22 protein-coding genes are annotated in these 25,645 nt (G+C 68.6%); 13 read left to right on the top strand and 9 right to left on the bottom strand.

What is annotated here, in order from left to right; all coding sequences use genetic code 11:
* Positions 1 to 161: 161 nt before the first annotated feature.
* Together rarD and dnaE are read left to right on the top strand one after the other, a co-directional pair.
* Positions 162 to 1,061 (top strand): EamA family transporter RarD, encoded by a 900-nt coding sequence (gene rarD / locus B9C99_RS15300; protein ID WP_026061060.1) that lies wholly within the window; start codon positions 162 to 164, stop codon positions 1,059 to 1,061.
* Between the two features lie 38 nt (positions 1,062 to 1,099).
* On the top strand, positions 1,100 to 4,636 hold the full coding sequence (gene dnaE, locus B9C99_RS15295) for a DNA polymerase III subunit alpha (protein ID WP_016691817.1): 3,537 nt from the start codon (positions 1,100 to 1,102) through the stop codon (positions 4,634 to 4,636).
* A 66-nt stretch (positions 4,637 to 4,702) separates the two neighbouring features.
* Here the strand turns inward: dnaE and B9C99_RS15290 are convergent, their stop codons facing one another.
* Positions 4,703 to 4,930 (bottom strand): hypothetical protein, encoded by a 228-nt coding sequence (locus B9C99_RS15290; protein ID WP_026061817.1) that lies wholly within the window; start codon positions 4,928 to 4,930, stop codon positions 4,703 to 4,705.
* A gap of 138 nt (positions 4,931 to 5,068) precedes the next feature.
* Here B9C99_RS15290 and B9C99_RS15285 point away from each other — a divergent pair, with 138 nt between their 5' ends.
* Together B9C99_RS15285 and ilvA are read left to right on the top strand one after the other, a co-directional pair.
* The gene (locus B9C99_RS15285) at positions 5,069 to 5,512 is read left to right on the top strand and encodes a nitroreductase family deazaflavin-dependent oxidoreductase (protein ID WP_016695726.1); all 444 of its coding nucleotides are present in this window, start codon (positions 5,069 to 5,071) and stop codon (positions 5,510 to 5,512) included.
* 124 nt (positions 5,513 to 5,636) lie between these two features.
* The gene (gene ilvA / locus B9C99_RS15280) at positions 5,637 to 6,956 is read left to right on the top strand and encodes a threonine ammonia-lyase IlvA (protein WP_016695725.1); all 1,320 of its coding nucleotides are present in this window, start codon (positions 5,637 to 5,639) and stop codon (positions 6,954 to 6,956) included.
* Between the two features lie 9 nt (positions 6,957 to 6,965).
* On the opposite strand, the gene B9C99_RS15275 is transcribed toward ilvA, so the two are convergent.
* Together B9C99_RS15275 and treZ are read right to left on the bottom strand one after the other, a co-directional pair.
* Positions 6,966 to 7,244: a hypothetical protein gene (locus B9C99_RS15275; protein WP_016695724.1), complete on the bottom strand. Its 279-nt coding sequence runs from the start codon at positions 7,242 to 7,244 to the stop codon at positions 6,966 to 6,968.
* A gap of 86 nt (positions 7,245 to 7,330) precedes the next feature.
* The gene (gene treZ / locus B9C99_RS15270) at positions 7,331 to 9,079 is read right to left on the bottom strand and encodes a malto-oligosyltrehalose trehalohydrolase (protein WP_088898459.1); all 1,749 of its coding nucleotides are present in this window, start codon (positions 9,077 to 9,079) and stop codon (positions 7,331 to 7,333) included.
* A gap of 110 nt (positions 9,080 to 9,189) precedes the next feature.
* On the opposite strand from treZ, the gene B9C99_RS15265 reads away from it, so the two are divergent.
* Positions 9,190 to 9,861, top strand: a complete 672-nt coding sequence (locus B9C99_RS15265) for a TetR/AcrR family transcriptional regulator (protein WP_088898458.1) — start codon at positions 9,190 to 9,192, stop codon at positions 9,859 to 9,861.
* A 10-nt stretch (positions 9,862 to 9,871) separates the two neighbouring features.
* Here the strand turns inward: B9C99_RS15265 and B9C99_RS15260 are convergent, their stop codons facing one another.
* A complete protein-coding gene (locus B9C99_RS15260) occupies positions 9,872 to 10,285 on the bottom strand; it encodes a YchJ family metal-binding protein (RefSeq protein ID WP_088898457.1) in 414 nt (137 codons plus the stop codon).
* Between the two features lie 123 nt (positions 10,286 to 10,408).
* Here B9C99_RS15260 and B9C99_RS15255 point away from each other — a divergent pair, with 123 nt between their 5' ends.
* Entirely contained in the window at positions 10,409 to 10,894 is a 486-nt protein-coding gene (locus B9C99_RS15255; RefSeq protein WP_059380973.1) for a TIGR00725 family protein, read from the top strand.
* A 101-nt stretch (positions 10,895 to 10,995) separates the two neighbouring features.
* On the opposite strand, the gene B9C99_RS15250 is transcribed toward B9C99_RS15255, so the two are convergent.
* Positions 10,996 to 12,273: an amidohydrolase family protein gene (locus B9C99_RS15250; protein ID WP_088898456.1), complete on the bottom strand. Its 1,278-nt coding sequence runs from the start codon at positions 12,271 to 12,273 to the stop codon at positions 10,996 to 10,998.
* A 366-nt stretch (positions 12,274 to 12,639) separates the two neighbouring features.
* Between B9C99_RS15250 and B9C99_RS15245 the strand changes: the two genes are divergently transcribed.
* On the top strand, positions 12,640 to 12,861 hold the full coding sequence (locus B9C99_RS15245; protein WP_016694402.1) for a helix-turn-helix transcriptional regulator: 222 nt from the start codon (positions 12,640 to 12,642) through the stop codon (positions 12,859 to 12,861).
* A complete protein-coding gene (locus B9C99_RS15240) occupies positions 12,858 to 13,370 on the top strand; it encodes a hypothetical protein (RefSeq protein WP_016694401.1) in 513 nt (170 codons plus the stop codon). The genes B9C99_RS15245 and B9C99_RS15240 overlap by 4 nt, the downstream gene beginning before the upstream one ends.
* Here B9C99_RS15240 and treY read toward each other — a convergent pair.
* From treY to B9C99_RS15225, 3 genes are read right to left on the bottom strand one after another with little or no spacing between them, the layout of a single operon-like run.
* Positions 13,367 to 15,730 (bottom strand): malto-oligosyltrehalose synthase, encoded by a 2,364-nt coding sequence (gene treY / locus B9C99_RS15235; protein ID WP_301179093.1) that lies wholly within the window; start codon positions 15,728 to 15,730, stop codon positions 13,367 to 13,369. The two genes, B9C99_RS15240 and treY, sit on opposite strands and share 4 nt — an antisense overlap.
* A gap of 26 nt (positions 15,731 to 15,756) precedes the next feature.
* Complete coding sequence (glgX, locus tag B9C99_RS15230; RefSeq protein WP_088898454.1) at positions 15,757 to 18,048, bottom strand: glycogen debranching protein GlgX; 2,292 nt, start codon at positions 18,046 to 18,048, stop codon at positions 15,757 to 15,759.
* Positions 18,049 to 18,095: 47 nt separating this feature from the next.
* Positions 18,096 to 20,198 (bottom strand): acyltransferase family protein, encoded by a 2,103-nt coding sequence (locus tag B9C99_RS15225; protein ID WP_088898453.1) that lies wholly within the window; start codon positions 20,196 to 20,198, stop codon positions 18,096 to 18,098.
* Positions 20,199 to 20,347: 149 nt separating this feature from the next.
* Here B9C99_RS15225 and B9C99_RS15220 point away from each other — a divergent pair, with 149 nt between their 5' ends.
* Positions 20,348 to 21,637 carry an adenosylmethionine--8-amino-7-oxononanoate transaminase gene (locus B9C99_RS15220; RefSeq protein WP_088898452.1) on the top strand — a complete coding sequence of 430 codons (1,290 nt, stop codon included), beginning with the start codon at positions 20,348 to 20,350 and terminating at the stop codon, positions 21,635 to 21,637.
* 9 nt (positions 21,638 to 21,646) lie between these two features.
* Here B9C99_RS15220 and B9C99_RS15215 read toward each other — a convergent pair whose 3' ends face one another.
* The gene (locus B9C99_RS15215) at positions 21,647 to 22,435 is read right to left on the bottom strand and encodes an alpha/beta hydrolase (RefSeq protein WP_172414969.1); all 789 of its coding nucleotides are present in this window, start codon (positions 22,433 to 22,435) and stop codon (positions 21,647 to 21,649) included.
* Positions 22,436 to 22,534: 99 nt separating this feature from the next.
* On the opposite strand from B9C99_RS15215, the gene B9C99_RS15210 reads away from it, so the two are divergent.
* The 4 genes from B9C99_RS15210 (at position 22,535) to B9C99_RS15195 (ending at position 25,609) form a co-directional block, all read left to right on the top strand.
* Positions 22,535 to 23,674, top strand: coding sequence for an 8-amino-7-oxononanoate synthase (locus B9C99_RS15210; RefSeq protein ID WP_088898450.1), 1,140 nt, complete (start codon positions 22,535 to 22,537; stop codon positions 23,672 to 23,674).
* Positions 23,671 to 24,384 carry a dethiobiotin synthase gene (gene bioD / locus B9C99_RS15205; protein WP_088898449.1) on the top strand — a complete coding sequence of 238 codons (714 nt, stop codon included), beginning with the start codon at positions 23,671 to 23,673 and terminating at the stop codon, positions 24,382 to 24,384. Before B9C99_RS15210 ends, bioD begins: the two co-directional genes overlap by 4 nt.
* Before the next feature lie 104 nt (positions 24,385 to 24,488).
* Positions 24,489 to 24,776 carry a hypothetical protein gene (locus B9C99_RS15200; protein ID WP_016694393.1) on the top strand — a complete coding sequence of 96 codons (288 nt, stop codon included), beginning with the start codon at positions 24,489 to 24,491 and terminating at the stop codon, positions 24,774 to 24,776.
* Positions 24,773 to 25,609: a hypothetical protein gene (locus B9C99_RS15195; RefSeq protein WP_088898448.1), complete on the top strand. Its 837-nt coding sequence runs from the start codon at positions 24,773 to 24,775 to the stop codon at positions 25,607 to 25,609. The genes B9C99_RS15200 and B9C99_RS15195 overlap by 4 nt, the downstream gene beginning before the upstream one ends.
* Positions 25,610 to 25,645: the final 36 nt, after the last annotated feature.

Raw genomic sequence — 25,645 nt, 5'->3', positions numbered from 1 at the left:
GGTGCGATCCCGTCCCGAAACGGCGGTGTCTCGAACAGCGGTGTCTCGAAACGACGGTGTCTCGAAACGACAGCGCAACGGTGGCGCCGTAGGGTGAGCCGGTGAGCGACTCGGGGCAACAGGGCGACTCGGGGGAACGGAACGACTCGGGGCAGCGGAACATCGTGCGCACGGGGGTGCTGTGCGGTCTGGGCGCCTACGGATTGTGGGGACTGTTCCCCGCCTACTTCGGTCTGCTCGAACCCGCCGGCGCCGTCGAGATCCTCGCGCACCGCGTGCTGTGGACCCTCGTGCTCATGCTGATCGTGCTCGGCGTCATGGGACGCCTGGGCACCCTGCGCGGCCTGTCCGCCCGCACCTGGGGGCTGGTCGCCGCCGCGTCCACCGCGATCGCGGTCAACTGGGGCGTCTACATCTACGGCGTCGTCTCGGGCCGGGTCGTGGAGACCGCGCTCGGCTACTTCATCAACCCGCTCGTCAGCGTGGTGTTCGGTGTCCTGTTCTTCCGGGAACGACTGCGGCCGGCGCAGATCGCGGCGCTGGTGCTCGCGGTGTGCGCGGTGGTGGTCATCACCGTCGACTACGGCCGACCGCCGATCATCGCCCTGACCCTGGCGCTGTCGTTCGCGTCCTACGGGGTGATCAAGAAGATCGTGCCGCTCGATCCGCGCACCTCCCTCACAGGGGAGGGGATCGTCGCGGCCCCGTTCGCGCTCGGGTACGTGATCTTCCTCGCGGTGACCGGCACCGGCACCTTCCTCGGGCACGGCATCGATCACACCGCCCTGCTCGTGTCGGCGGGCCTGGTGACCGCAGTACCGCTGCTGCTCTTCGGCGCGGCCGCACAACGGGTCCCGCTCGCGACACTCGGCATGCTGCAGTACCTCACGCCGAGCCTGCAGATGACGTGGGGTGTGGTGGTGCTCGGAGAGGACATGCCCGCCTCGCGGTGGATCGGTTTCGTCCTGATCTGGATCGCACTGGCGGTGTACAGCACGGACGCGCTCGTGCGGGCCCGTCGTCAGCGTGCCGTGGTCACCGCGGAGCCTCGCGCGGCTTAGACTCGTCTCTGCCCACAGACATCCCGGGAGAGGCACGCGTGGCTGACTCGTTCGTTCATCTGCACACCCACACCGAGTACTCGATGCTCGACGGTGCCGCGAAGGTCGGACCGTTGTTCAAGGAGGCCGAACGGCTGGGGATGCCGGCCGTGGGCATGACCGACCACGGAAACATGTACGGCGCCAGCGAGTTCTACAACGTCGCCAAGAAGTTCGGCATCAAGCCGATCATCGGTATCGAGGCGTACGTCGCGCCGGAGTCGCGATTTTCCACCAAGCGTGTGCAGTGGGGCGATCCCGGCCAGAAGTCCGACGACGTCTCCGGCTCGGGTGCCTACACCCACATGACGATGGTCGCCGAGAACTCGACGGGTCTGCGGAACCTGTTCAAGCTGTCCTCGCTCGCGTCGATCGAGGGTCAGCTCGGCAAGTGGGCGCGTATGGACGAAGACCTCATCGCCCACCACCACGAGGGCATCATCGCCACGACCGGCTGCCCGTCGGGTGAGATCCAGACGCGCCTGCGCCTCGGCCACGAACGCGAAGCGCTCGAGGCCGCCGCGAAGTGGCAGGAGATCTGGGGCAAGGACAACTTCTTCCTCGAGCTGATGGACCACGGCCTGTCCATCGAGCGCCGGGTGCGTGAGGGCCTGATCGAGATCGGCCGCAAGCTCGACATCCCGCCGCTGGTGACCAACGACTGCCACTACGTCACCAAGGATGCGGCCGCGAACCACGAGGCGCTGCTGTGCATCCAGACCGGTAAGACCCTCTCCGATCCCACGCGGTTCAAGTTCGACGGCGACGGCTACTACCTCAAGTCGGCGCAGGAGATGCGCGAGCAGTGGGACCGCGAGGTGCCGGGAGCGTGCGACAACACGCTGCTCATCGCCGAGCGCGTGCAGTCCTACGAGGACGTGTGGACCCACCGCGACCGCATGCCGGTCTTCCCGGTGCCGGAAGGGGAGACGCAGGCGAGCTGGCTGCACAAGGAGGTCATGCGCGGCCTCGACCGGCGCTTCCCCGCCGGCCCGCCCCGCGAGTACGTCGAGCGCGCCGAGTACGAGATCAGCGTCATCAACCAGATGGGCTTCCCCGCCTACTTCCTCGTCGTCGGCGACCTCATCAACCACGCCCGCGAGGTCGGAATCCGCGTCGGCCCCGGCCGTGGTTCGGCCGCCGGTTCGCTCGTCGCCTACGCGATGGGCATCACCAACATCGACCCGATCCCGCACGGTCTGCTGTTCGAGCGGTTCCTCAACCCCGAGCGCGTGTCGATGCCCGATATCGATATCGACTTCGACGATCGCCGCCGCGGTGAGATGGTGCGCTACGCCACCGAGCGGTGGGGCAACGACAAGGTCGCCCAGGTCATCACGTTCGGCACCATCAAGACGAAGGCCGCGATCAAGGACTCCGCGCGAGTGCAGTTCGGCCAGCCCGGATTCGCGATCGCCGACCAGATCACCAAGGCCCTGCCGCCGCCGATCATGGCGAAGGACATCCCGGTCTCGGGTATCACCGACCCGAGCCACGAGCGGTACAAGGAAGCCGCCGAGGTCCGCCAGCTGATCGAGTCCAATCCGGACATCAAGAAGATCTACGACACCGCGCTCGGACTCGAGGGCCTGATCCGCAACGCCGGCGTCCACGCCTGCGCGGTGATCATGTCGTCCGAGCCGCTCATGGACGCGATCCCGCTGTGGAAGCGCGCGCAGGACGGCGCGATCATCACCGGCTGGGACTATCCGTCCTGCGAGGCCATCGGCCTGCTGAAGATGGACTTCCTCGGTCTGCGCAACCTCACCGTCATCGGCGACGCGATCGAGAACATCAAGGTCAACCGCGGGATCGATCTCGACCTCGACACCCTCCCGCTGGAGGATCCGGCGACCTACGAACTGCTCGCGCGCGGTGACACGCTCGGCGTGTTCCAGCTCGACGGCAGCGCCATGCGCGACCTGCTGCGCCGCATGCAGCCCACCGGCTTCGAGGACATCGTCGCCGTGCTCGCGCTGTACCGCCCCGGCCCGATGGGCATGAACGCGCACAACGACTACGCCGACCGCAAGAACGGGCGGCAAGAGGTCAAGCCGATCCACCCCGAGCTCGAGGAACCGCTCGAGGAGATCCTCGCCGACACCTACGGCCTGATCGTCTACCAGGAGCAGATCATGCAGATCGCTCAGAAGGTGGCCGGTTACTCGCTCGGACAGGCAGACCTGCTGCGTCGCGCGATGGGTAAGAAGAAGAAGGAGATCCTCGACGAGGCCTACGACGGCTTCGCGCAGGGCATGAAGGACAACGGCTTCTCGCAGGCGGCGATCACCGCGCTGTGGGACACCGTTCTTCCCTTCGCCGGTTACGCGTTCAACAAGTCGCACGCCGCCGGCTACGGTCTCGTCTCGTTCTGGACCGCCTACCTCAAGGCGAACTACCCGGCCGAGTACATGGCCGGTCTGCTCACCTCCGTCGGTGACGACAAGGACAAGGCCGCGGTCTACCTGTCCGACTGCCGCAAGATGGGCATCACGGTGCTGCCGCCGGACGTGAACGAGTCGCACACCAACTTCATGTCGGTGGGTGAGGACATCCGGTTCGGCCTCGGCGCCGTCCGCAACGTCGGCACGAACGTGGTCGCCTCGATCATCAAGGGACGCGAGGAGAAGGGTCGCTACACCGACTTCTCCGACTATCTCAACAAGATCGACACCGTCGCGTGTTCGAAGAAGGTCACCGAATCCCTCATCAAGGCAGGCGCATTCGACTCGCTCGGGCACCCGCGTAAGGGATTGATGCTCGTCCACGCCGACGCGATCGACGCGGTGATGAGCACGAAGAAGGCCGAGGCGATCGGCCAGTTCGACCTGTTCGGCGGCGACGACGCCGACGAATCCGTCGCCGCGGTGTTCAACGTCCGCATTCCCGAGGAGGAATGGGACACCAAGCACCGCCTCGCCCTCGAACGGGAGATGCTCGGCCTGTACGTCTCCGGGCACCCGCTCAACGGCGTCGAGCACGTCCTCGCATCCCAGGCCGACACCCAGATCCCCGCCATCCTCGAAGGCGCGCTCAAGGACGGCAGCCAGGTCACCGTCGGCGGCATCCTCGCCTCGGTGAACCGGCGCATCAACAAGAACGGTCTCGCCTGGGCGTCCGCGCAGCTCGAGGACCTCACCGGTGGCATCGAGGTGCTGTTCTTCCCGCAGTCCTACGCCGTCTACGGCATGGACGTCGTGGAGGACTCGGTGGTGCTGGTCAAGGCCCGGGTGTCGATCCGCGACGACCGGATCTCCCTGATCGCCAACGATCTCGCCGTCCCCGACCTGTCGCAGATCGGGGTCGCGAAGCCGGTCTCGGTGTCGATGCCCACCCGGTTGTGCACCCCCGACAAGGTCGGTGCCCTCAAGAACGTGCTCACGCGCCATCCCGGTTCGTCCGACGTGCACGTGCGGCTCATCACCGGCAGCAAGGTCACCGTCCTCAAGCTCGACGACAGCCTGCGGGTCGAAGCGTCGTCGGCGCTCATGGGCGACCTCAAGGCCCTGCTCGGGCCGGGCTGCCTGGCCACCTAGCGGTCCGCCGCGCGGCGCGAGCCCTTCGGTGAGCGCCGCGCGGGAAGCCGGGGTCGGCCGGTTCGCCTACGCGCGCTGTGTGTGCTGCTGGATCCTGCGGACCCACCACACGACGACGGTGACCGCAGCGGCACCGAGGACGGCGCTCTGGGCGCTGGTGGTGACGACGAGGACCACGAGCAGGGTCAGGAGACCGGCCGCGAGTGCTTCGAGCTTGTACAGGGGCCAGATCGTGCCGGCGATGTCCACACCGTCGGTGCGCTCACGGTGTATCCGGGTATCGAGCACGGACATCGCGGTGCACCTCCTGTGGACAGAGCGGCTGTAGGCCGCGCGGAATTCTTTCTTCAGGATAGGCGCAGGGAAGAGTTCGGGCCACCGAACTCGGCGATCGGGCGGCGACTGTCACAACGAGTGTGTTGACTGGTCGGTATGCCACTGCACGGAGAGTACGAACCGAGTCCCGTCGAATGGAGCGCCAAGCAGGTCGAGGAGTACGAGTCGTCGGGCGGAACCCGCGGCACGACCCTCCAGGGGCGGCCGGTCATCATCCTGACCACGGTCGGCGCCAAGTCCGGCAAGCTCCGCAAGATCCCCCTCATGCGGGTCGAGCACGAGGGCAGGTACGCCGCCGTCGCCTCGCTCGGCGGGGCGCCGAAGCATCCCGTCTGGTACCACAACATCGTCGCGAACCCGCACGTCGAGGTGAGGGACCACACCGAGGTGTGGGACATGACCGCCCGCGAGGTCCACGGCGAGGAGAAGGCGCAGTGGTGGGAACGTGCCGTCGAGGCGTTCCCGCCCTACGCGGAGTACCAGGAGAAGACCGACCGCGAGATCCCCGTCTTCGTTCTCGAACCGGTCGAGGGCTCGTAGACCGGGCACGATCGGACGGACTGTGCTGCCACCCCTCGATGCGGGTCCCGGCGTGGTGGGCGAATCGGGGGAGTGGCAGCATTGACGGGTGACCTCCACTTCGCGAACAGCAGAACCGACGCTTGTGACCGCCGTGCCCCGCGCGGCCGACATCGATGCGGCTGCCGAGCGAATTTCGGAGGCGGTCGCCCCGACGCCGCTCGAGCGCAGCCCTCGACTCTCGGCGCTCGTGGGCGCAAACGTCTACCTCAAGCGTGAGGACCTCACCCGGGTGCGGTCCTTCAAGCTCCGTGGGGCGTACAACGCCATGGCGCAGCTCGACGCGGCCGAGCGCGCCGCGGGCGTCGTCACGGCCAGCGCCGGTAATCACGCGCAGGGTGTCGCCTACGCGTGCCGGGTGATGGGAATCCAGGGCCGGATCTACGTGCCCACCCGCACGCCCAAGCAGAAGCGCGATCGGATCCGTGTCCACGGCGGCGACAGCGTCGAACTCATCGGTGTCGGCGACACCTTCGACGCCGCGGCCGCAGCGGCAGCCGACGATGCGATCCGCACCGGGGCGACGATGATCCCGCCCTTCGACGACGCCCGCACCGCTGCCGGGCAGGGCACCATCGCGCGCGAGGTCCTCGAACAGCTCGACGGCGATCTCGACGTCGTGCTCGTCCCCGTGGGAGGGGGCGGCCTCATCGCCGGTGTCGCCGCCTATCTGCGCGAGCGGTCCCCACGTACGTCGATCGTCGGCGTCGAGCCGGCCGGCGCAGCGTCGATGACCGCCGCGCTGGTCGCGGGCGGTCCCGTCACGCTGCCGGAGGTCGAGCCGTTCGTCGACGGTGCTGCGGTCAAGCGGATCGGTGACGTCCCCTACGCCGTCGTCTCCGAACTCGGTGCCGAGGTCGTGTCCCATTCGAGCCTGCCGCTCGTGGCCACGCTGCGCCGGGAGGGGCTCGGCCGGGCCCCGTTCGGGATGACCCAGATCGACGAGGGTGCGCTGTGCACCACGATGCTCGATCTGTACCAGAACGAGGGCATCATCGCCGAGCCCGCCGGCGCCCTGTCCGTCGCTGCCCTCGAGTCGATCTCGGTGCAGCCCGGAGCGAACGTGGTGTGCCTGGTGTCGGGCGGCAACAACGACGTCTCACGCTACGGCGAGATCATCGAGCGGTCGCTCGTCCACCGCGGGCTCAAACACTATTTCCTCGTGGACTTCCCCCAGGAGCCCGGCGCACTGCGCCGGTTCCTGGACGAGGTCCTCGGACCGGACGACGACATCACCCTGTTCGAGTACGTCAAGCGCAACAACCGGGAGACCGGCGCTGCCCTCGTCGGTATCGAACTGGGTGCCGCGGAAGACCTTTCGGCCCTTCTCAATCGCATGGACGCGTCGCCGATCGACGCGCAGCGACTCGAGCCGGGGTCGCCGGCCTACCGTTATCTCACCTAGTCGGAGCCGCTACCAGGGTGAGCACACCAGCCACGGGCCGAACCAGAAGCAGTCGGGACGCCACGGATTGTCCCAACGGCGGTCCCAGTCCCTGTTGTGGTGCTTGCCGTGGTCGCGATCCTTCCAGTGATCGTTGTCGTGGTGCTTGTCGTAGCCGCGGTGGTCGTGGTTGACGGCGACGACGCCAGGGGAGGTGTCGACCACCGGTGACGCCGATGCAACCCCCGCAGGGGCGAGGACGAGGGCGGTGCTGAGGAATACGCTCGCCAGAATCTTCTTGGGTTTCATGGTGATTCACCTCGAGAATTCGACGGTACTTGAGACGGTACTCGCCCACTCGTGGCATAATCAACGACTTTTTCGCCTGACGAACGTTATCGGCGTGGCGTCTCGGGAGCCTCCAGGATCGCGAAGGACCAACCCGGGATCAGCACTGCGGACTCGGTGCGGTTGACCACCGGTTCGTCCCACCAGAGCAGCGGCCTCCCGCCGACCGGCACGGTGACGGGGTCGGGTCCGAGATTGCACGCCACGCGCAGCGCACCGCGGTGCACGACGAGCCATTTCTCGTCCTCGTCGTACGTCACGTGCACGTGCTCGAGCCAGGGATCGGTGAGCTCGGCGCGGTCCCGTCGGAGCGCGATGAGCGCGCGGTAGCACTCCAGCAACCGGGCGTGCCCGTCCTCGTCGCGTTCGTCCCAGCGGAGCTTCGAGCCGGTGAAGGTCTCCGGAGCCTGCGGGTCGGGTACGTCGGCCGCGTCCCAGCCGTGTTCGGCGAACTCGCGCCGGCGACCCTCGACGACGGCGGCGGCGAGTTCCGGTTCGGGATGCGACGTGAAGTACCGGAAGGGGGTGCTCGCACCCCACTCCTCGCCCATGAACAACATCGGCGTGAACGGGGAGGTGAGCACGAGGGCGGCCTTGAGTGCGAGCTGACCGGGTTCGAGATAGGCACCCGGCCGGTCGCCGAGCGCCCGGTTGCCGACCTGATCGTGCGTGCAGGTGTAGGCGACCAGACCGCTCGCGGGTGTGCGCCGGGTGTCGAGCGGGCGCCCGTGGACCCGGCCTCGGAAACTCGAGTACGTCCCGGCGTGGAAGAAACCGTGCCCGAGCGTGGACGCGAGGCAGTCCAGGGAACCGAAGTCGCCGTAGTAGCCCTGCCGTTCACCGGACACCGCCGCGTGGATCGCGTGGTGGACGTCGTCGGCCCACTGTGCGTGCAGTCCGTATCCACCGCCGGGCCGGGGAGTGATCAGCTTCGGATCGTTGAGGTCCGATTCGGCGATCAACGACAGGGGGCGACCGAGATGGGCGGACAAGCGGAACGTCTCGACCGACATCTCCTCGAGGAGGTGGGTGGCGGTGTGGTCGATGAGCGCGTGCACGGCGTCGAGCCTGAGCGCGTCGATGTGGAACTCACGGAACCAGCGCAGCGCGTTGTCGAGGATGTACCGGCGTACCTCCCCGGATCCGGGGCCGTCGAGGTTGATGTTGTCGCCCCAGATGCCCGGCGCTGCGGAGAGATAGGGGCCGAAGCGCCCGAGATAGTTCCCCGACGGACCGAGGTGGTTGTAGACGACGTCGAGCGCCACTGCGAGGCCGCGCGCGTGGGCGGCGTCGACGAAACGCTGCAGGGAGTCGGGGCCGCCGTAGGGTTCGTGCACCGCGTACCAGAGCACGCCGTCGTAGCCCCATCCGTGGGTGCCGTTGAACGCGTTGAGCGGCATGAGTTCGACGAACTCGACGCCGAGGTCCACGAGTTCGTCGAGACGCTCGATCGCCGAGTCCAGAGTGCCCTCGGGGGTGAAGGTCCCCACGTGCATCTCGTAGACGATGCTTCCCGTCAGCTGCCGGCCGGTCCAGCCGTGGTCGGTCCACTTCGACTCGTCGAGCACGTGCAGCTGCGACGGCTCGTGCACGCCCTCCGGCTGGCGCGGCGACCGGGGATCGGGAAGGACCGTCCCGGTGTCGTCGTCGAGCACGAAGCCGTATCGGGTGTCGGGAGCGACCTCGACGGTGGTGCGCCACCAACCGTCGCCGTCGCGTTGCATGTCGTGGAGCCGTCCGTCGGCGAACAGCCGGACGGACGACGGGATCGGAGCCCAGACCTCGAAGGTGTGCACTCGACCAGCATGCCGTGTCGACGGCGCCGGTGCAGGGGATGGCGCCGACCGGCGGCCCACCTGCCGCGCGTCAATTTTGTTGCAGCTGCTGTGCACTCGATACTGGGGGAGTGAACCCGAATCCCGAGCGAGCCCGCCGACGGTACACCTCACCGTTGCGGGAGGAAGCGGCCCGCCGAACCCGCGAGACGATCCGCGACGCCGCGGCGCGACTGTTCGTTCGCGACGGCTACGTCAGCACCACCGTCAAGAACATCGCGGACGAAGCGGGCGTCGCGGTGCGGACGGTGTTCACCGCCTTCCCCGGCGGCAAGGCGGAGATCTTCCGCGAGGCGCTCGATCACGCGGTGGCCGGCGACGGTGATCCGCGCGCGGCCGCGGCGGCGGATCCGGAACCGTCCCACGGCAGCGGCGCGGTCTCGCACGTCGATCTGGTGGTCGAGCAGATGGTCCGCTACGGCACCGCGATGCTCGAACGCGCGGGCGGGTTGCTCATGACCTCCGTGGAATCATCGGGGGCCGATCCCGACATGCGTCGTTTCGCCGCGGACGACGCGAAGGCGACGGCCGAGAACGCCCGCACCCTCGCGGAAGGACTCGAACACGCCGGCTGGCTGCGCGAGGACGTCACCGTCGAGCACGCGGCCGATGTCCTGTTCACCCTGAGTTCCCCACAGGTGCACGCGCTGCTGAGGCGAGACCGCGGATGGGACGTCGACCAGTACCGTCAGTGGCTCTCGGGAACGCTGCGCGCGACGCTCTTGCGGCAACCTGCACCGTGACCGATTCGGCTCAGTCGTCGCCGCGGTCGTCGAGGTAGAGCCACTCGCCGTCCTCCCGCACGAACCGACTGTGCTCGCGCATCGAGTCGGGCACCCCGTCCGCTGTCCAGTGTGCGCGGAAGTCCACCGTGCCGGTGGTGTGCAGGAATCCTCCTCCGGTGGTGTGCAGCACCTCGAGACCGGTCCAGCGTTGATCGGGGTCGAACTCGATCGAGCGCGGACGCGTGGACGGGTGCCAGGTGCGCAGCAGGTGCGCCGCATCGCGCGTCGCGAATGCCGTGTACCGCGAACGCATCAGCCGTTCGGCGGTGGGCGCGCTCGCACCGGCCAGCAGCGGCCCGCAGCATTCGGACAGGGGAACGCCGCGACCGCACGGGCACGGGGAGTCCGGGCGGGTGTCGGTGCTGCGGTCGGCTCTGCTCATGGCCACAGTGTCCCCCGAGGGGCTCGGTCGGCCGACCGCGGGGCGGTGGCTGTGGGAGCGGACGATCACCGAGTGCGAATGATGTTCTCGGACCGCGCGCTCCGGAGCGCTCCATGATGCAGAATGCCGAACATGAATGCGCAGCGCTATGTCGGGGTCGTGGGGCCGGGTGAAGCCACGCCCGAACAGCGACGCCTCGCCCGCCAGGTTGGGGGACTCCTCGCCGGACGCCGGGCCGTCGTGGTCACCGGCGGTCTTGGTGGGGTGATGGCGGCAGCCTGCCGTGGCGCTGTGGAAGCCGGTGGGACGACCCTCGGCCTGCTGCCCGGAGACGACCGTGCCGAGGGCAATCCCTATCTGACGGTGGCCGTTCCCACGGGCCTCGGAGAGATGCGCAACGCGTTGCTCGTGCGCAGCAGTGACGCGCTGATCGCGGTGGGTGGAAGCTGGGGCACGATGAGCGAGATCGCGCTCGCGGTCCGCATCGGTGTCCCGGTCATCTCGATCGGGGGCTGGCGGATGCCCGCAGCGGGAGTGCTCGACGTCGAATCGCCCGCCGAGGCCGTCGAGTGCCTGCACGCGCTGTTGTGGCGCAAGGACCCGGTGTGAGCCGACCGTGACACGACAGTAGGCAGGACACAGCAGACATGACGATGCCCGCCGATCCGGATCGGCGGGCATCGTCTTGGTGGGCTCCTGTGGAGCAGGCTCTACGAGCCGGAGTTGGCGAGCTCGTAGCGGCGGCGGTACTCCTCCTTGGACGTCTCGCTGATGTCGACGTCGCCGGCGCGGGCGCGCAGGGCGCCGACGGTGGCCTCCTCACGCGGGATGTGCTCGAAAGGATCCCAGTCGAAGAACTTCGCGGCGTTGGCGAAGGTGATCTTGTCGATCTCCTCGTCCGTGCACTCGCACGCGTCGAGTTCCTCCTTGAGCATCTCGGGGGAGTTCGGCCACGTCGAGTCGGAGTGGGGGTAGTCGCATTCCCACGCGATGGTGTCGACGCCGAGCCGGTGACGGTTGTTCAGTCCGCTCGGTTCGGTGATGTAGCAGGCGAGGAAGTTCTTGCGCCACACGTCCGTCGGAGTCATTCCCTTGGGGAGGAAGCTGGTGCCGGTCCACGACTGGTTGACGATGTGGCGGTCGAGGCGGTCGAGCCACGGCGCGACCCAGCCGACACCGCCTTCGCTCATCGCGACCTTCAGATCGGGGAACTTCTGGAAGGCGCCACTGAGCATGATGTCGGTGGCCGCGATGGTCGAGATGAGCGGCGTGAGGATCATCATGTCGTCGATGTTGAAACCGGCCGGGCGCTTGACGAGGTTGATACCGCCGCCGATGTGCAGGGACAACACGATGTTGTGCTCGACGCATGCCTCGAAGATCGGATCCCAGTGCCCGGACTTGAAGTCGGGATAACCCTCGCCGACGCCGTAGGGCGTCTCCGGGATGCTGATCGACCGGCATCCCATGGCGGCGATGCGCTCGATCTCCTTCACCGATTCTTCGGCATCGTAGAACGGGATGATGCCGATGGGAATGAACCGGCCCGGGTGGGCGTCCGGGACCTCGCCGACGACCCAGTCGTTGAACGCTTTCAGTGCGGCGAGGGAGAGCTTCTTGTCGGGCAGGCTCGCCAGGTGGGTGCCCGCGAAGCCGGGGAAGGTGGCGAACAGGGTCGCGGCGAGGGTTCCGTTGGCGTCCATGTCGCGCACGCGCAGGTCCATGTCGTAGACACCCGGTCGCATCTCGGCGTAGCCGGTGGGGTCCATGCCCCATTCGTGCTTGGGCCACGAGACGACGGCGTTGAGGCCGGAGCTGCCGACGACGGTGCCCTGGAACTGCCAGGCCTGCACATTGGGGTTGCGGGGATGGGCGGTGAGTTTGGGAGCCTGGTCCATCAGGCTCTTGGGGAAGTGCTTCTCGAAGATGTCCGCGGGTTCGACGACGTGGTCGTCGATGCTGATCATCACCATGTCTTCGGTCTTCATCGAATCCTCTCCCTGACTGCGCAAAGTCCTGCCGGCGTCGGCGCTCGCGATGAGAACTAGATTTCCGTATCCGAGAACATAAATCAAGGAGTGCTGCGTATCGGGTGGATTTCGTGGGCGAAGGTGTCGGATCCATCCCTCACTGGGGTCGGAATCTGGTCGGAAATCGGCGCATTGTCGCACGATTCGTCGAAGTCCGGAGCGCTGTCGGAACCTTCGATCGCGAGAATGTAATTCTCGACTTCGCGATCGACTGCGCCGAGGAGTGATCGGATGTCCGTCTCGACAGGTGTCCCGGGGTGATTCGATGATCGCAAATGACAAGAATGCTTGACACAAAATGACAAGCAGAGTTTACTTCTGGCCGTGACCGACACACCGAGGAGCAACAGGGTCCGTGAATTCCGCAAACGAGCGGGACTCACCCAGGCCGCGCTCGGCGACGCGGTCGGCGTCAGCAGACAGAGCATCGTCTCGACCGAGAAGGGCGACTACGCGCCCAGCGTCTACCTCGCCCTTCGTCTCGCCCTCAGACTCGACACCACGGTCGAGGAACTGTTCCCGCTCACCACGAAGGAGTCCTCATGACCGTCTTCCTGAAAACCGCGCGCTTCATCGGCGATCTCGACGACGAGTTCTACCGCGACGAGCGTCAGCGCGACGTGTGGAACGAAGCCTCGGCGGTGGGATTCCAGTTGTCCCAATGGATCGCGCTGGTCGCAGCGGCGCTGCTTCCGTGGCTCGCCGGCCGCCCCGGGGCGTGGACGGCACTGGGCATCCTCGTGGCCTGGTTCGTCGTGTCGATCGTGACCCAGTTGTACGCGCGGCAACGTGACGTCGACCTGTACGCCACCGCGAAACTGTGGCGACCCCGCAGTGCCGCCGCCGCCGCGCTCTATCTCGTCGGCGTCGCCGGCATCTTCCTCCGCCTGCGCTACGAGAACCATCCTTTCGAGAACGACGCCGCGACCTGGGCGGGGCGTGTCGCCGGCGCGGCGGTCGTCATCGTCCTCGCAGGACTGGTTCTCGCCTGGAGTCGGCGACGCACCCAGCGCCGGCTCGACGCGGAGGAAGCGCTCGACGCGCTCGAGGACTAACGCGCGCGGATGAGTGCTGCGATCGGCTGCGAGTCGAGCAGATCGGCGACCCGCACCCGACCGGCGAAAGAGCGTCCGGTCAGGGCATCCGACCAGTCGCCGTCCGGCAGGTCGACGGTGGTGTCCTTCCAGCCCGAGCGCGACAGCGCCACGGTGCGGCGGGAGGTCACCGCGAGTACGTCGAGATCGTCCGGCGCCGGACCGCGGCCGAACGCGAGCAGATGGTCGGCGGCCGGGCCGGTGGCGAGGACCGGAACGTACGCGCCACCGACGAAGCTCGCCGGTCGTTCGCGGCGCAACCGGAGCGCGGTGCGCACGATCGTGAACTTCGCCGGCGCCGAATCAGGGGCGTCGAGCAGCCGCCGTCGGGCGTCGAAATCCACCGGCCGCCGGTTGTCCGGATCGACGAGCGAGTCGTCCCACAGTTCGGTGCCCTGATAGACGTCGGGAACGCCCGGGCCCAGCAGTTGCAACAGTTTCTGGCCGCACGAGACGGCCGCGACGTGCGGTTCGACCTCGGTGACGAAGGCGGTGAGCTCACCCGCGACCGGCCCGTCGAAGACCGCATCCAGCCAGCGGTCCACCGCGGTCTCGAATTCCTCGTCGACCTCGGTCCACGTGGTGCGGGTTCCGTTCTCGCGCAGCGCCTTCTGTGCGTAGGCATGTACCCGTTCGCGCAGTTCGTCGGTCACCACTCCGTCGAGCGGCCAGACTCCGAACAGGGTCTGCCACAGGAACAGTCCGATCGCCGGATCCGGTGCGGGTGCCGACTCGTTCCACGACCCGAGCCGACGGGACCACTCGTCGGCGACCTGCGAGAGCACACCGATCCGCGCCCGGACATCCTCGCTACGTTTGGTGTCGTGGGTCGACAGGGTGGTCATCGCCCGCGGCCAGTGCCGTGCCCGCTGGGTCCAGGCGAGGTGGAACTCGGCCGGGGTGGCCGAGAAACGGCCGGGTTGCCCGCCCACCTCCTGCAGCGAGATCAGCCGCGCCGCCCGATAGAACAGGCAGTCCTCGACCGCCTTGGCGGTCGCCGCGCCGCAGACCTGGCCGAAGCGGGACGCGGCCTCACCGCCGAGAGCCATCGCCCGGGCGAACACCGCGAGGGCGGGATCGAGTGCGGGTTGCGTCCGCGCGAGGTCGCCGACGATGCGCGGCACCAGGGTCGCGAGCGGCGCGTAATCGGCGCGGTAGACGGGAAGCTGTGCGGCGACGGCGATCACGGCCTCGCGCAGCGCCGCGTCGTCGCATCCGGTGTCGCCGGTCTCGCGTCGGATCGCCCGCACGAGGCGGCGCACCTCCGGCGCGAGCCCGCTGCCGAGCACCGCTCGTTTGAGATCGTGTTCGCGGGCGTGCAGCCACGGCGCGTCGCCCTCGGCGCCGGTGAACCTGCGCGACAGGGCGTTCAGCTCCGTCTCGCCGGCCGGATCGACGAACACCGTCGACAGTTCGCCGAGTGCGTCGTAGCCGGTGGTGCCGTCCACCGGCAGCGTCGCATCCAGCGGTTCGGCGTCGCCGAGGATCTTCTCGATCACGAGCCACCGCTCGGGGCCGATCACCTCACGCAGGCGCGCGAGATAGCCGGACGGATCGGCGAGACCGTCCGGATGGTCGACGCGGATCCCGTCGACCAGGTCGTCGGCGATCCACGACGCGACCTGCTCGTGCGTCGCGTCGAACACCGCGGGATCCTCCACCCGCACCGCGGCGAGATCGTCGACGGTGAAGAAGCGGCGGTATCCGATCAACCCCGAGTTCCACGCCACGAGCCGGTAGGCCTGCCGCGCGTGGACCTCCTCACCGGTGCCCTCGTCGGTCCCGGGAGCGATCGGGAATCGCTTGTCGTAGTAGGCGAGCATCGGCTCGTCGCCGGAGCGGTCGACGGTCAGCTCCTGCACCGCGTCGTCCGATCCGAGCACCGGCAGAGCGATCCGACCGTCCACACCGTTGTCGCCGGCGAGGTCGAGATCGAAGAACGACGCGTAGCGCGACCCGGAGCCGTGCTTCAGGACGTCCCACCACCACGCGTTCTGACGTGGGTCGGCCACCCCGACATGGTTGGGGACGATGTCGACGACCAGCCCCATGCCCCGTGCGCGTGCCTCCCGCGACAACCGTTCCAGACCCTCGCGTCCCCCGAGCGACTCGGAGACCGTGCCGGGATCGACCACGTCGTATCCGTGGGTGGACCCGATCGTCGCGCTGAGGACGGGGGAGAGGTAGACGTGCGAGACACCCAGGGCGTCGAGATAGTCGAGCAGGGCGACGGCGTCGGCGAAGGTGCACTCGTCGCCGCGCATCTGGAGTCGGTAGGTGGACAACACCGGCGCAGTATTCCCCGCGCCGGCGCCGCTCACACCTCCCGACTCCGCACCGCCGGTCGTCACCGGGTCTTCCGGAGTACCAGCACCGAGCGCGCTTGCACCCGGACCGGTTTACCGGCGACGACGGTCTCCTCGCGCAGACCGTCGGGAACGTCGGTGTCGAGCGCGACCGTCCACTCCTCGGCGTGCGGGCCGTCGGGGGTGACGAACTCGATCGGTTCGTGATGGGCGTTGAAGCACATCAGGAACGAGTCGTCGACGACGCGCTGCCCCCGCTGATCGGGTTCGGGGATGCCCTCACCGTTGAGGAAGACCGCGAGCGACTTGCCGAAACCGCTGTCCCAGTCCTCGGGCATCATCTCGTCGCCGGCCGGTGTGCGCCACGCGATGTCGCGGGACTGATCGCCACTGCGGATGGGTCGGCCCTCGAAGAACCTGCGACGCCGGAAGACCGGATGCTCGGTGCGCAGCGCGATCACGTTGCGGGTGAACGCGACCAGGTCGGCGTTGGACTCGGCGAGCGACCAGTCCACCCACGACAGTTCGTTGTCCTGGCAGTACACATTGTTGTTGCCCTGCTGGGTGCGACCGAACTCGTCGCCGTGAGCGAGCATCGGCGTGCCCTGCGACAGGATCAGCGTCGCGAGCATGTTGCGCTGCTGGCGCCCGCGCAGCGCGAGGACCTCGGGATCGTCCGTGGGGCCTTCCACCCCACAGTTCCACGACCGGTTGTGCGACTCGCCGTCGCGATTGTCCTCGCCGTTGGCGTCGTTGTGCTTCTCGTTGTACGACACCAGATCCGCGAGGGTGAACCCGTCGTGGGCGGTGACGAAGTTGACCGACGCGCCGGGACGGCGACCGGTGTCCTCGTACAGATCCGACGAGCCGGTCAGGCGCGACGCGAACTCGCCGAGGGTGGCCGGTTCGCCGCGCCAGTAGTCGCGGACCGTGTCGCGGTACTTGCCGTTCCACTCCGTCCACTGACCGGGGAAGTTGCCGACCTGGTAGCCGCCCTCACCGACGTCCCACGGCTCGGCGATGAGCTTGACCTGCGAGACCACCGGGTCCTGCTGGACGAGATCGAAGAAGGCCGACAGCCGGTCGACGTCGTGCAGCTCGCGCGCCAGGGTCGACGCGAGATCGAACCGGAAGCCGTCGACGTGCATCTCGGTCACCCAGTAGCGCAGCGAGTCCATGATCAGCTGCAGGGTGTGCGGGTGACGGGCGTTGAGGCTGTTGCCCGTTCCCGTGTAGTCCATGTAGTAGGCCTTGTCGTCGTCGACGAGGCGGTAGTAGGCGGCGTTGTCGATGCCGCGGAAGCAGATGGTGGGACCGAGATGGTTCCCCTCGGCGGTGTGGTTGTAGACCACGTCGAGGATCACCTCGATGCCCGCCTCGTGGAAGGCCCGCACCATCGCCTTGAACTCGGCGACCACGGCGCTCGGCTTGGTCGACGACGAGTACTCGGCGTGCGGCGCGAAGAACCCGAAGGTGTTGTATCCCCAGTAGTTCCGCAGTCCCTGGTCGATCAGCACCTGGTCGTGCATGAACTGGTGCACGGGCATCAGCTCGATCGCGGTGACGCCGAGATCGAGGAGATGGTCGATGATCGCCGGGTGCGCGAGACCGGCGTAGGTGCCCCGCATGTGTTCGGGGACGTCCGGATGCGTCGCCGTCATGCCCTTGACGTGGGCCTCGTAGATGACCGTCTCGTTGTAGGGGCGACGGGGATGGCGATCCGTCGCCCAATCGAAGAACGGGTTGATCACCACGGTCGTCATGGTGTGCCCCAGCGAATCCAGGCCGGGCAACTCCGCGGCGGCGTCGGAGGTCTGCCCCGTCGCGATCGCCTCGGGCTCGGCATCGTCGGTGGACGCGGCGTCGCCGGTGTCGGTGTCCTCGGTGCCGGCGGTGTCGTCCGTGTTCTCGTCCGCGGCGCTGTCGGCCTCGGGCTCGGCGCCGGGCAGCGGGTACGAGAACAGCGACGGGTCGCCGTCGAACGACCCGTCGAACGCCTTCCCGTACGGGTCGAGGAGCAGCTTGCTCGGATCGCACCGGTGACCGTTCTCCGGATCGAACGGACCGTGCACGCGGTAACCGTAACGCTGACCGGGGGAGACCGTCGGAAGGTAGGCGTGCCAGACGTAACCGTCCACCTCCTCGAGCGGGATGCGGGTCTCGCTCCCGTCGCGGGAGATGAGGCACAGCTCGACCTTCTCGGCGATCTCGGAGAACAGTGCGAAATTCGTGCCCGCCCCGTCGTAGGTCGCGCCGAGGGGATACGGGGATCCCGGCCACACTTCCAGGGTCTCGGGCATCTCGTCGCTAGCGCTCGCTTCGATGGGCTCCATGCACGCCAACAGTAGTCTTCCGGCGCTCGCGGCACCGGATGAGCGCGTCACCACCAACCGGTGGCGGGACCGAGTTGTCGGCCGAGCTCGGGCGTCAGCGTCCGGACGTAGGTCGTGGTGAGGTGGTTCTCGTCACGGTAGATGAGGATGTTTCCCTCCACCGCCCGGCACAGATCCTGCCGGCAGAACTTGTCGGACAGGTCGAGCAGCGACACGGTGGGCAGGTGCGCGGATGCGGCGACGGCCGGGTCGATCGGGTCCAGCGCCTCCTCGCGCGGCACCCCGCACGTTTCCGCGGTGCCGCCCCCCGCGAGGCAGTCCGCGGCCCGATAGGCGAGATCGCCGCGGAACAACCACGGGTTGTCGCGGATCGCCACCACCGGGATGCCGTAGTCGGCGAGCGTCTCCCACAGATCGACGTACCAGAACGGAACGAAGTCGCCCGGTCCCTCGCCCTGGTCCTTGGTGCGCGTCGACGTGGTGAACACGTAGTCGGGCGGATCTGCGCGCAGTTCCGCGAGCACGGCGGTCGACCACGTGTCGCACTCGACCGTCGGGGACTCCTCGACGAGCGGGGCGAGGGGATCGGAGAGCGGGCACCCGACCTTGAGATAGGTGTCGAGGCGGAAACCGTGTTCGATGCCGAGCGCGTCGAGCGCGGCGAGCCAGTGCTCCGAGTGCGACCCCCCGACGATCACCATGCGTCGCGTCGCGAGCGGGTCGCCGTAGGTACAGGTCAACGGTGTGCGATTGGTGTGCTGGGCGATGCAGTTGTCGAGCGTCGCGGGAGGCAGGTCGCGATGGGCGACGAGCAGCGGCGGTTGCACCGGTTGCGGCTCGGTGGAGACTGCGGGATCGAACACCGCAGCGCCGGGATACAGCTCCGTCGGTAGGGCGGTGACGCCTTCGAGGGTCTCCGTCGAACGGTCGACGTGGGTGTGCCAGAGGTTCGCGGCCCCGACGAGAGCGACGGCCAGGACCGTCACGAGACCCACGAGCGCGGTGCGGGACGGCCGAGGGGGTTCGACGCGGCGGATGGGGTCCTCGAACCACCGGGTCGACGCCTCGGCGAGCAGCAGCGACAGGGCGATCACGACGAGTCCGCCCACCAGGCCGACGGACGGGTGCCCGCGCACGATCAGGTAACCGATGAGGATCGGCCAGTGCCAGAGGTACAGCGCGTAGGCGATCGCCCCGAGGCGCACCATGGGCGCGGATGCCAGCAGTCGCGCCGACGGCGTGTCGTGCTCGGCGCCGGAGTCCGAACCAGGGCCGGAGCCGGAGCGGATGCCCGCGACGACGAGCGCCATCGCCGCCCCGACGGGGACGAGTGCCCACGGCCCGGGGAAGAGGGCGTTGCCGTCGAGGACGAAGCCGCACGCGAGCAGCACCGCGAGTCCGAGCGCACCGAGCACGATCCGCAGCGCGCGCGGAACCCGCAACCACGGCGACAGGCACATCAGCAGTCCGCCGAGGGTCAGCTCCCAGGCACGGGCGGCACTGTCGTAGTACAGCCACGACTGTGGCCGGTCGGCGAGCACCGCGTACGCCAGCGACGCCGCGGTGAGGACGGCCAGCAGCACCGTCAGGGGCAGGCGGACCGGCACCGACATCCGGCGCAGCAGCCACGCGGAGCCGAACACCACCACGAGCGCTGCGATGTAGAACTGGCCCTGCACGGCGATCGACCACAGGTGCTGGAGCGGGCTGACCATCGGATCCGCGGCCAGATAGTCGCTCGCCGTGCGGGCGAGGTACCAGTTCTGGAAGAAGAGCAGTGACGCCCCGGTCTGGTCGGCCACGTCGAGCCACCGCGTGAACGGCCGCAGCACCACCGTGGCGGCCGCGACGGCGGTGAGCACGACGACGAGCGGAGGCAGCAGACGACGGCCGATCCGCCGCAGGACGGGACGCGGATCGAGCGGGGCCGAGGAGTCGGCCGTCCTCAGGAGCGTGCCCACGAAGAAGAAGCCGGAGAGCGCCAGGAAGACGTCGACACCACCGGAGACGCGACCGAACCAGACGTGGAAGATCACCACGAGCGCGATCGCGAGACCGCGCAGTCCGTCGATGTCGGCACGGCGCGCGGGGCGCGTGCCTGTCGTCCGCGCACCACTCTCGAGTTCCGGTCCCGAGGTGTGGACGGACATGTGACGGATACCCCCGGTGTCTAACGTGTGCGGCTGTGCTGCGAACCGGGCGACGAGCGCACCGGCCGATTGCCGTGAGCGTCGTTCACGGCAACTCGGGCAGACTACGCGGCTGCGGGCGGCGACTTCCAACCGCCTACAGTCTGGGCGTGGGCAATTCTCCTCTCCCGGTCGAGCGGATCCGCACCCTCGACGCTCGGCACCTCTGGCACCCCTACGGCGCGTTTCCGGCGACCACCGAATCGTTGGTGGTCGACCGTGCCCACGGTACCCGGATCGTCCTCGCCGACGGTCGTGAGCTGGTCGACGGCATGAGTTCGTGGTGGGCCGCGGTGCACGGATACGGGCATCCCGTCCTCGACGCGGCGGTCCGCGATCAGTTGGACCGGATGAGCCACGTGATGTTCGGAGGCCTCACGCACGAGCCGGCCGCGCGTCTCGCGGAACTGCTCGTCGACATCACCCCCGACGGTCTCGACACGGTCTTCCTCGCCGACTCGGGTTCGGTGTCGGTGGAGGTGGCCGTGAAGATGGCGGTGCAGTACCAGCGTGCCGTCGGTAGACCGGGACGGCGTCGCCTGCTCACCTGGCGCGGCGGCTACCACGGCGACACCTTCGCCCCGATGAGCGTGTGCGACCCGGAGGGCGGCATGCACGCGCTGTGGACCGACATGCTCGCGCGACAGGTCTTCGCCCCCGCCCCACCGGCCCGTTTCGATCCCGACTACGTCGCGCAGTTCGAAGCGGTCCTGCTCGAGCACGTCGACGAGCTCGCCGCGATCGTCGTCGAGCCGGTCGTCCAGGGTGCCGGCGGCATGCGCTTCCACGACCCGCGGTATCTACGCGAGCTGCGCAGGATGTGCGACGAGCACGGACTGGTACTGATCTTCGACGAGATCGCGACAGGTTTCGGGCGCACCGGCGAACTCTTCGCCGCCGACCACGCGCAGGTGAGCCCGGACGTGATGTGCGTGGGCAAGGCACTCACCGGCGGATACATGACCCTCGCGGCGACACTGTGCACGCGGGCCGTCGCCGAGGCGATCAGCGCGGGGGAGGGCGGCGGTGTGATGCACGGCCCGACCTTCATGGGCAACCCGCTCGCATGCGCCGTCGCCGTCGCGGCGGTCGAACTGCTGCTCTCCCGCGACTGGCGAGCCGAGGTGGCGGCCGTGAATGCGGGACTGACGGAGGGACTCGCGCCGGCCCGCGAGTTGCCGGGGGTCGCGGACGTCCGCGTCCTCGGAGGCATCGGCGTGATCGAACTCGCCGATCCGGTGGACATGCGCGCGACGACCGACGCCGCCGTGGCGGCCGGGGTGTGGCTGCGGCCGTTCCGCAATCTCGTCTACGCGATGCCGCCCTACATCTGCTCGGCCGACGATCTCGCGGCGATCACCTCGGGGATGATCGCCGCCGTCGGCGCGAATACCCGGTGACCGAAGGGGTCAGCGGACGGCGGTGAGGAACTCCGCGATCGCGTCGGCCACCGCCGTCGGGGTGGTGACGTGCGCGAAGTGCTCGTGCCCCGCGAACTCGACCAGCCGGGTGTCGGGCATGACGGCCCGCAGGGCCTCGGTGGCCACGACGTGGTGCTGCGCGGTCCGCGAGCCCTGCAGGAACAGGGTCGGGGTCGTGACCGAGGCGTACCCCGTGACGTCCGGCCCGTGACCGTCGATGACGCGCAGTTCGCGCACCCAGGTGGGTGCCAGTTCGGCCATCCGGGACCAGATCGGGGTTCCGCGTAGCCGATCGACCCCCGCGGCGGGGACGCGGAGGATGTCGATCATGGCGATGGTGAGCGCGCGGTCGAGGTCCCCGGCGTCCACTGCTGCCGCATACGGTGCGAGGGCGGCTCCGGCGAGCGGCCCGGCGACCGGCACCGGCGGTTCGTAGAGGACGAGTCCGGGCACGTCGACTCCCGAGGCGACCGCCGCGAGGGCGCACAGTGCGCCGTAGGAGTGCCCGACGAGCGAGGCGTCCGGTCCGGCGGCGTCGAGAACCGCGGCGATGTCGGCGATCTCGGTGTCGATCGAGTACGCGTCGGCGTCGCCGCTGAGCCCGCGCCCGCGCCGGTCCACGAGGTGGACGGTGAAGCGGTCCGCCAGGGCGGAGGCCACGCGCGACCATTCGTCCCCGGTCGCGATGCTGCCGTGCACGACGACGAGACCCGGTCCCTGCCCGAGCCTGCGGAATCCGATCGTCGTTCCGTCCCGGGACTCGATGTGGACGACCATGTCACCTGCTTTTCGTCGGGGTCTGCCGGACCGTCCGAGCCTACGACCCGAGCCGACCGACATGGCGACTTGAACGGTGTTCAAGTATGGTCACCGCTCATGACCGCACATCCCGCCCTGGCGTGGCTCGACGACACCGCGGCGGCGCGACGCGCAGCGGGTCTGCACCGCGACCCCGTCGTCCGCACCCCCGGCTCGACCGTCGTCGACCTCGCCTCCAACGACTATCTCGGCCTGACCCGCCATCCCGAGGTCCTCGCGGGAGCCACCGCTGCCCTGCGGCGATGGGGAGCCGGCGCCACCGGATCGCGGCTGGTCACCGGCACCACCGCCGAACACGAACTCCTCGAACGCGAACTCGCCGACTTCGTCGGGGCCGACAGCGGCCTGGTGTTCTCGAGCGGATACGCCGCGAACCTCGGTGCCGTCGCCGCCCTGGGTGGCAAGGACGCACTGCTCGTCTCGGACGCCGGCGGTCACGCCTCGCTCGTCGATGCGTGCCGGCTGTCCCGCTCGAGGATCGTCGTCACCCCGCACAACGACGTCGACGCGGTCGCGCACGCCCTCGCGACCCGCACCGAGGCCCGCGCGCTCGTCCTGACCGACTCGGTGTTCAGTACCGACGGCGACCTCGCGCCGCTGCGGGAACTGCATCGCGTCTGCCGAGCGCACGGCGCGTTGCTCCTCGTCGACGAGGCCCACGGAGTGGGGGTCCGCGGCGCGGGGGGCCGCGGACTCGTCCACGAAGTGGGTCTCGCCGGCGAGCCCGATGTGGTCGTCACCGCGACGCTGTCGAAATCCCTTGCCTCCCAGGGCGGAGCCGTCCTCGCCGACGGGCGTGTACGGGAACATCTCGTGGACACCGCCCGCACCTTCATCTTCGACACCGGACTCGCCCCGGCCGCCGTCGGTGCCGCCCGGGGTGCGTTGAAGGTGCTGCGCGCCGAACCCGCCCGTGCCGCTGCAGTGCTCGAGCAGGCCGCGCACCTCGCTCGTCTCACGGGCGTCGAGGTGCCGCCGTCCGCTGTGGTGTCGGTGATCCTCGGCGACCCGCACGTCGCCGCCGACGCAGCGGCGAAGTGCCGCGACCGCGGCGTGCACGTCGGCTGCTTCCGGCCGCCCTCGGTTCCGGCCGGTACCTCGCGGCTGCGCCTGACGGCACGCGCGAACCTCACCGACGACGAACGCGCCCTCGTCGACGAGGTGCTCACCGACGTCCTCGCGGGAGCCCGGGCGTGAGCATCCTCGTCGTCACCGGCACGTCGACCGATGTGGGCAAGACCGTCGCGACCGCGGCACTCGCCGCGAACGCCGTGGCCGCGGGACTGCGGGTCGCGGTGTGCAAACCCGCCCAGACGGGCGTGAGGGACGACGGGCCGGGCGACCTGCAGGAGATCCGGCGACTGGCCGGGGACCGTGTCCGGCTCGTCGAACTCGCGCGGTATCCCGATCCGCTCGCACCCGACACCGCCGCGCGGCGCAGCGGACGCCCGCTGCTCACCCTCGAGGAGATCGTCGACACCGTCCGGATGCTCGACGCCGAGTACGACCTCACTTTGGTCGAAGGTGCGGGAGGTCTGCTCGTCCGGCTCGGTGCGGGCGGCTTCACCCTCGCCGACGTCGCGGCCGCGCTCGGAGCGCCGGCGGTGATCGTCGCCGCCGCGGGACTGGGCACGCTCAACCACACCGCGCTCACCGTGGCCGCGCTCCGCTCTTCAGGGGTCGAGTGTCCGGGGGTGATCATCGGATCCTGGCCTACTGCACCGGATCTGGCGGAACGGTGCAATCTCGACGACCTTCCCGACGTCACAGGCGTCCCCGTCGTGGGCAGGATCCCGGCCGGCAGCGGCGCTCTCGACGCTCGCGTCTTCGCCACCCGTGCCTCTCGGTGGTCGGATCTGCCGCTCCCGACGAAACGGCGTGCGGGCGGAGCTTCCGCTGTACTGTGATGGATGCCACACTGCAACTGGCCTGTTCCCATCGTGTCGGCCGGCGCGACATGCCGATACCCGCTACGGAAGGGACATGTCGACCGCTCGGCCCGGAGGTACTGATGTCCATCAGCGAATTGCAGGAACTTCAGCGCACCGCCGCCCACCTGCGCCAATGCCTCGGATCCCTACGATCGCGCTACGGGGACGCAGCCCCGGTGAAGAGGCTGTCGAACGACGTCGAACGTCTCGACATCGACATACGCGACTTCGCCGAACATCCTCCGCGCGAGGTCGTCAACAGTCTCGGTGAACGCATCCCGATTCCCGATACGCCGTACGACGACTCGTTGTTCCGCGGAACGGATACGGACGACGAAGGTCTCGGCGGGCTGCACGGCTCGCGGTGAGCACCTCCGAGGCGACGCCGGCGGCGCGCGGTGAGCCGGCCACCGGCGTCCGCTCCGAGGGCCGCGCACGGATCACCGCGCGGACGCTGCGGATCGACCGCTGGTGGCAGACACCCGCACTCACCGTCCTCGGTCTCGGTGTGTTCGTGGTGTACGCGACGATCCGCTCGTTCGTGCGCAGCGCCTACTACGTCGAGGACTACCACTACCTGACGCCGTTCTACTCGCCGTGCGTGAGCGCGTCCTGCGTGGACGGCGCCCGCCATTTCGGCACGTGGGTCGGCGAACTCCCGATGTGGATCCCGCTCGCCTTCCTGTCGCTGCCGTTCCTCCTCGGCTTCCGGCTGACCTGCTATTACTACCGCAAGGCCTACTACCGATCGTTCTGGTTGTCGCCGCCGGCGTGCGCGGTCGCCGAACCGCACCGGCACTACACCGGCGAGACGCGGTTCCCGCTGATCCTGCAGAACTCGCACCGCTACTTCTTCTACGCCGGTTTCGTGGTGTCGCTGATCAACACCTACGACGTCATCCTGTCCTTCCACAGCCCGAGCGGATTCGGCATCGGACTCGGCAACCTGATCCTGCTCATCAACGTCGTGCTGCTCTGGGGTTACACGCTGTCGTGCCACTCGTGCCGGCACGTCACCGGCGGGCGGCTGCGGCACTTCTCGAAACACCCCGTGCGCTACCGGATCTGGACGTTCGTCTCGAAACTCAACGCCAGGCACATGCAGTTCGCGTGGATCACGCTGGGGACTCTGATCCTCACGGACTTCTACATCATGCTCGTGGCGAGCGACACCATCGCCGATCTGCGGTTCATCGGCTGACGCGCACGGCACGACACCGGCCGCACCGGAGGAGGG

The sequence above is a fragment of the Rhodococcus sp. BUPNP1 genome, assembly GCF_002215235.1.
Classification (GTDB): domain Bacteria; phylum Actinomycetota; class Actinomycetes; order Mycobacteriales; family Mycobacteriaceae; genus Rhodococcus.
Note: the sequence above shows the minus strand (reverse complement) of the source record. Positions and strands in the feature narration are given on the sequence as shown.

Bases quoted from the DNA above. Each gene is read 5' to 3' on its own strand.
- B9C99_RS15290 (WP_026061817.1), bottom strand. From the start codon at position 4,930: ATGTCCGTGCTCGATACCCGGATACACCGTGAGCGCACCGACGGTGTG.
- B9C99_RS15285 (WP_016695726.1), top strand. From the start codon at position 5,069: ATGCCACTGCACGGAGAGTACGAACCGAGTCCCGTCGAATGGAGCGCC.
- B9C99_RS15275 (WP_016695724.1), bottom strand. From the start codon at position 7,244: ATGAAACCCAAGAAGATTCTGGCGAGCGTATTCCTCAGCACCGCCCTC.
- B9C99_RS15260 (WP_088898457.1), bottom strand. From the start codon at position 10,285: ATGAGCAGAGCCGACCGCAGCACCGACACCCGCCCGGACTCCCCGTGC.
- B9C99_RS15255 (WP_059380973.1), top strand. From the start codon at position 10,409: ATGCCGAACATGAATGCGCAGCGCTATGTCGGGGTCGTGGGGCCGGGT.
- B9C99_RS15250 (WP_088898456.1), bottom strand. From the start codon at position 12,273: ATGAAGACCGAAGACATGGTGATGATCAGCATCGACGACCACGTCGTC.
- B9C99_RS15240 (WP_016694401.1), top strand. From the start codon at position 12,858: ATGACCGTCTTCCTGAAAACCGCGCGCTTCATCGGCGATCTCGACGAC.
- glgX (WP_088898454.1), bottom strand. From the start codon at position 18,048: ATGGAGCCCATCGAAGCGAGCGCTAGCGACGAGATGCCCGAGACCCTG.
- B9C99_RS15225 (WP_088898453.1), bottom strand. From the start codon at position 20,198: ATGTCCGTCCACACCTCGGGACCGGAACTCGAGAGTGGTGCGCGGACG.
- B9C99_RS15215 (WP_172414969.1), bottom strand. From the start codon at position 22,435: ATGGTCGTCCACATCGAGTCCCGGGACGGAACGACGATCGGATTCCGC.
- B9C99_RS15210 (WP_088898450.1), top strand. From the start codon at position 22,535: ATGACCGCACATCCCGCCCTGGCGTGGCTCGACGACACCGCGGCGGCG.
- B9C99_RS15200 (WP_016694393.1), top strand. From the start codon at position 24,489: ATGTCCATCAGCGAATTGCAGGAACTTCAGCGCACCGCCGCCCACCTG.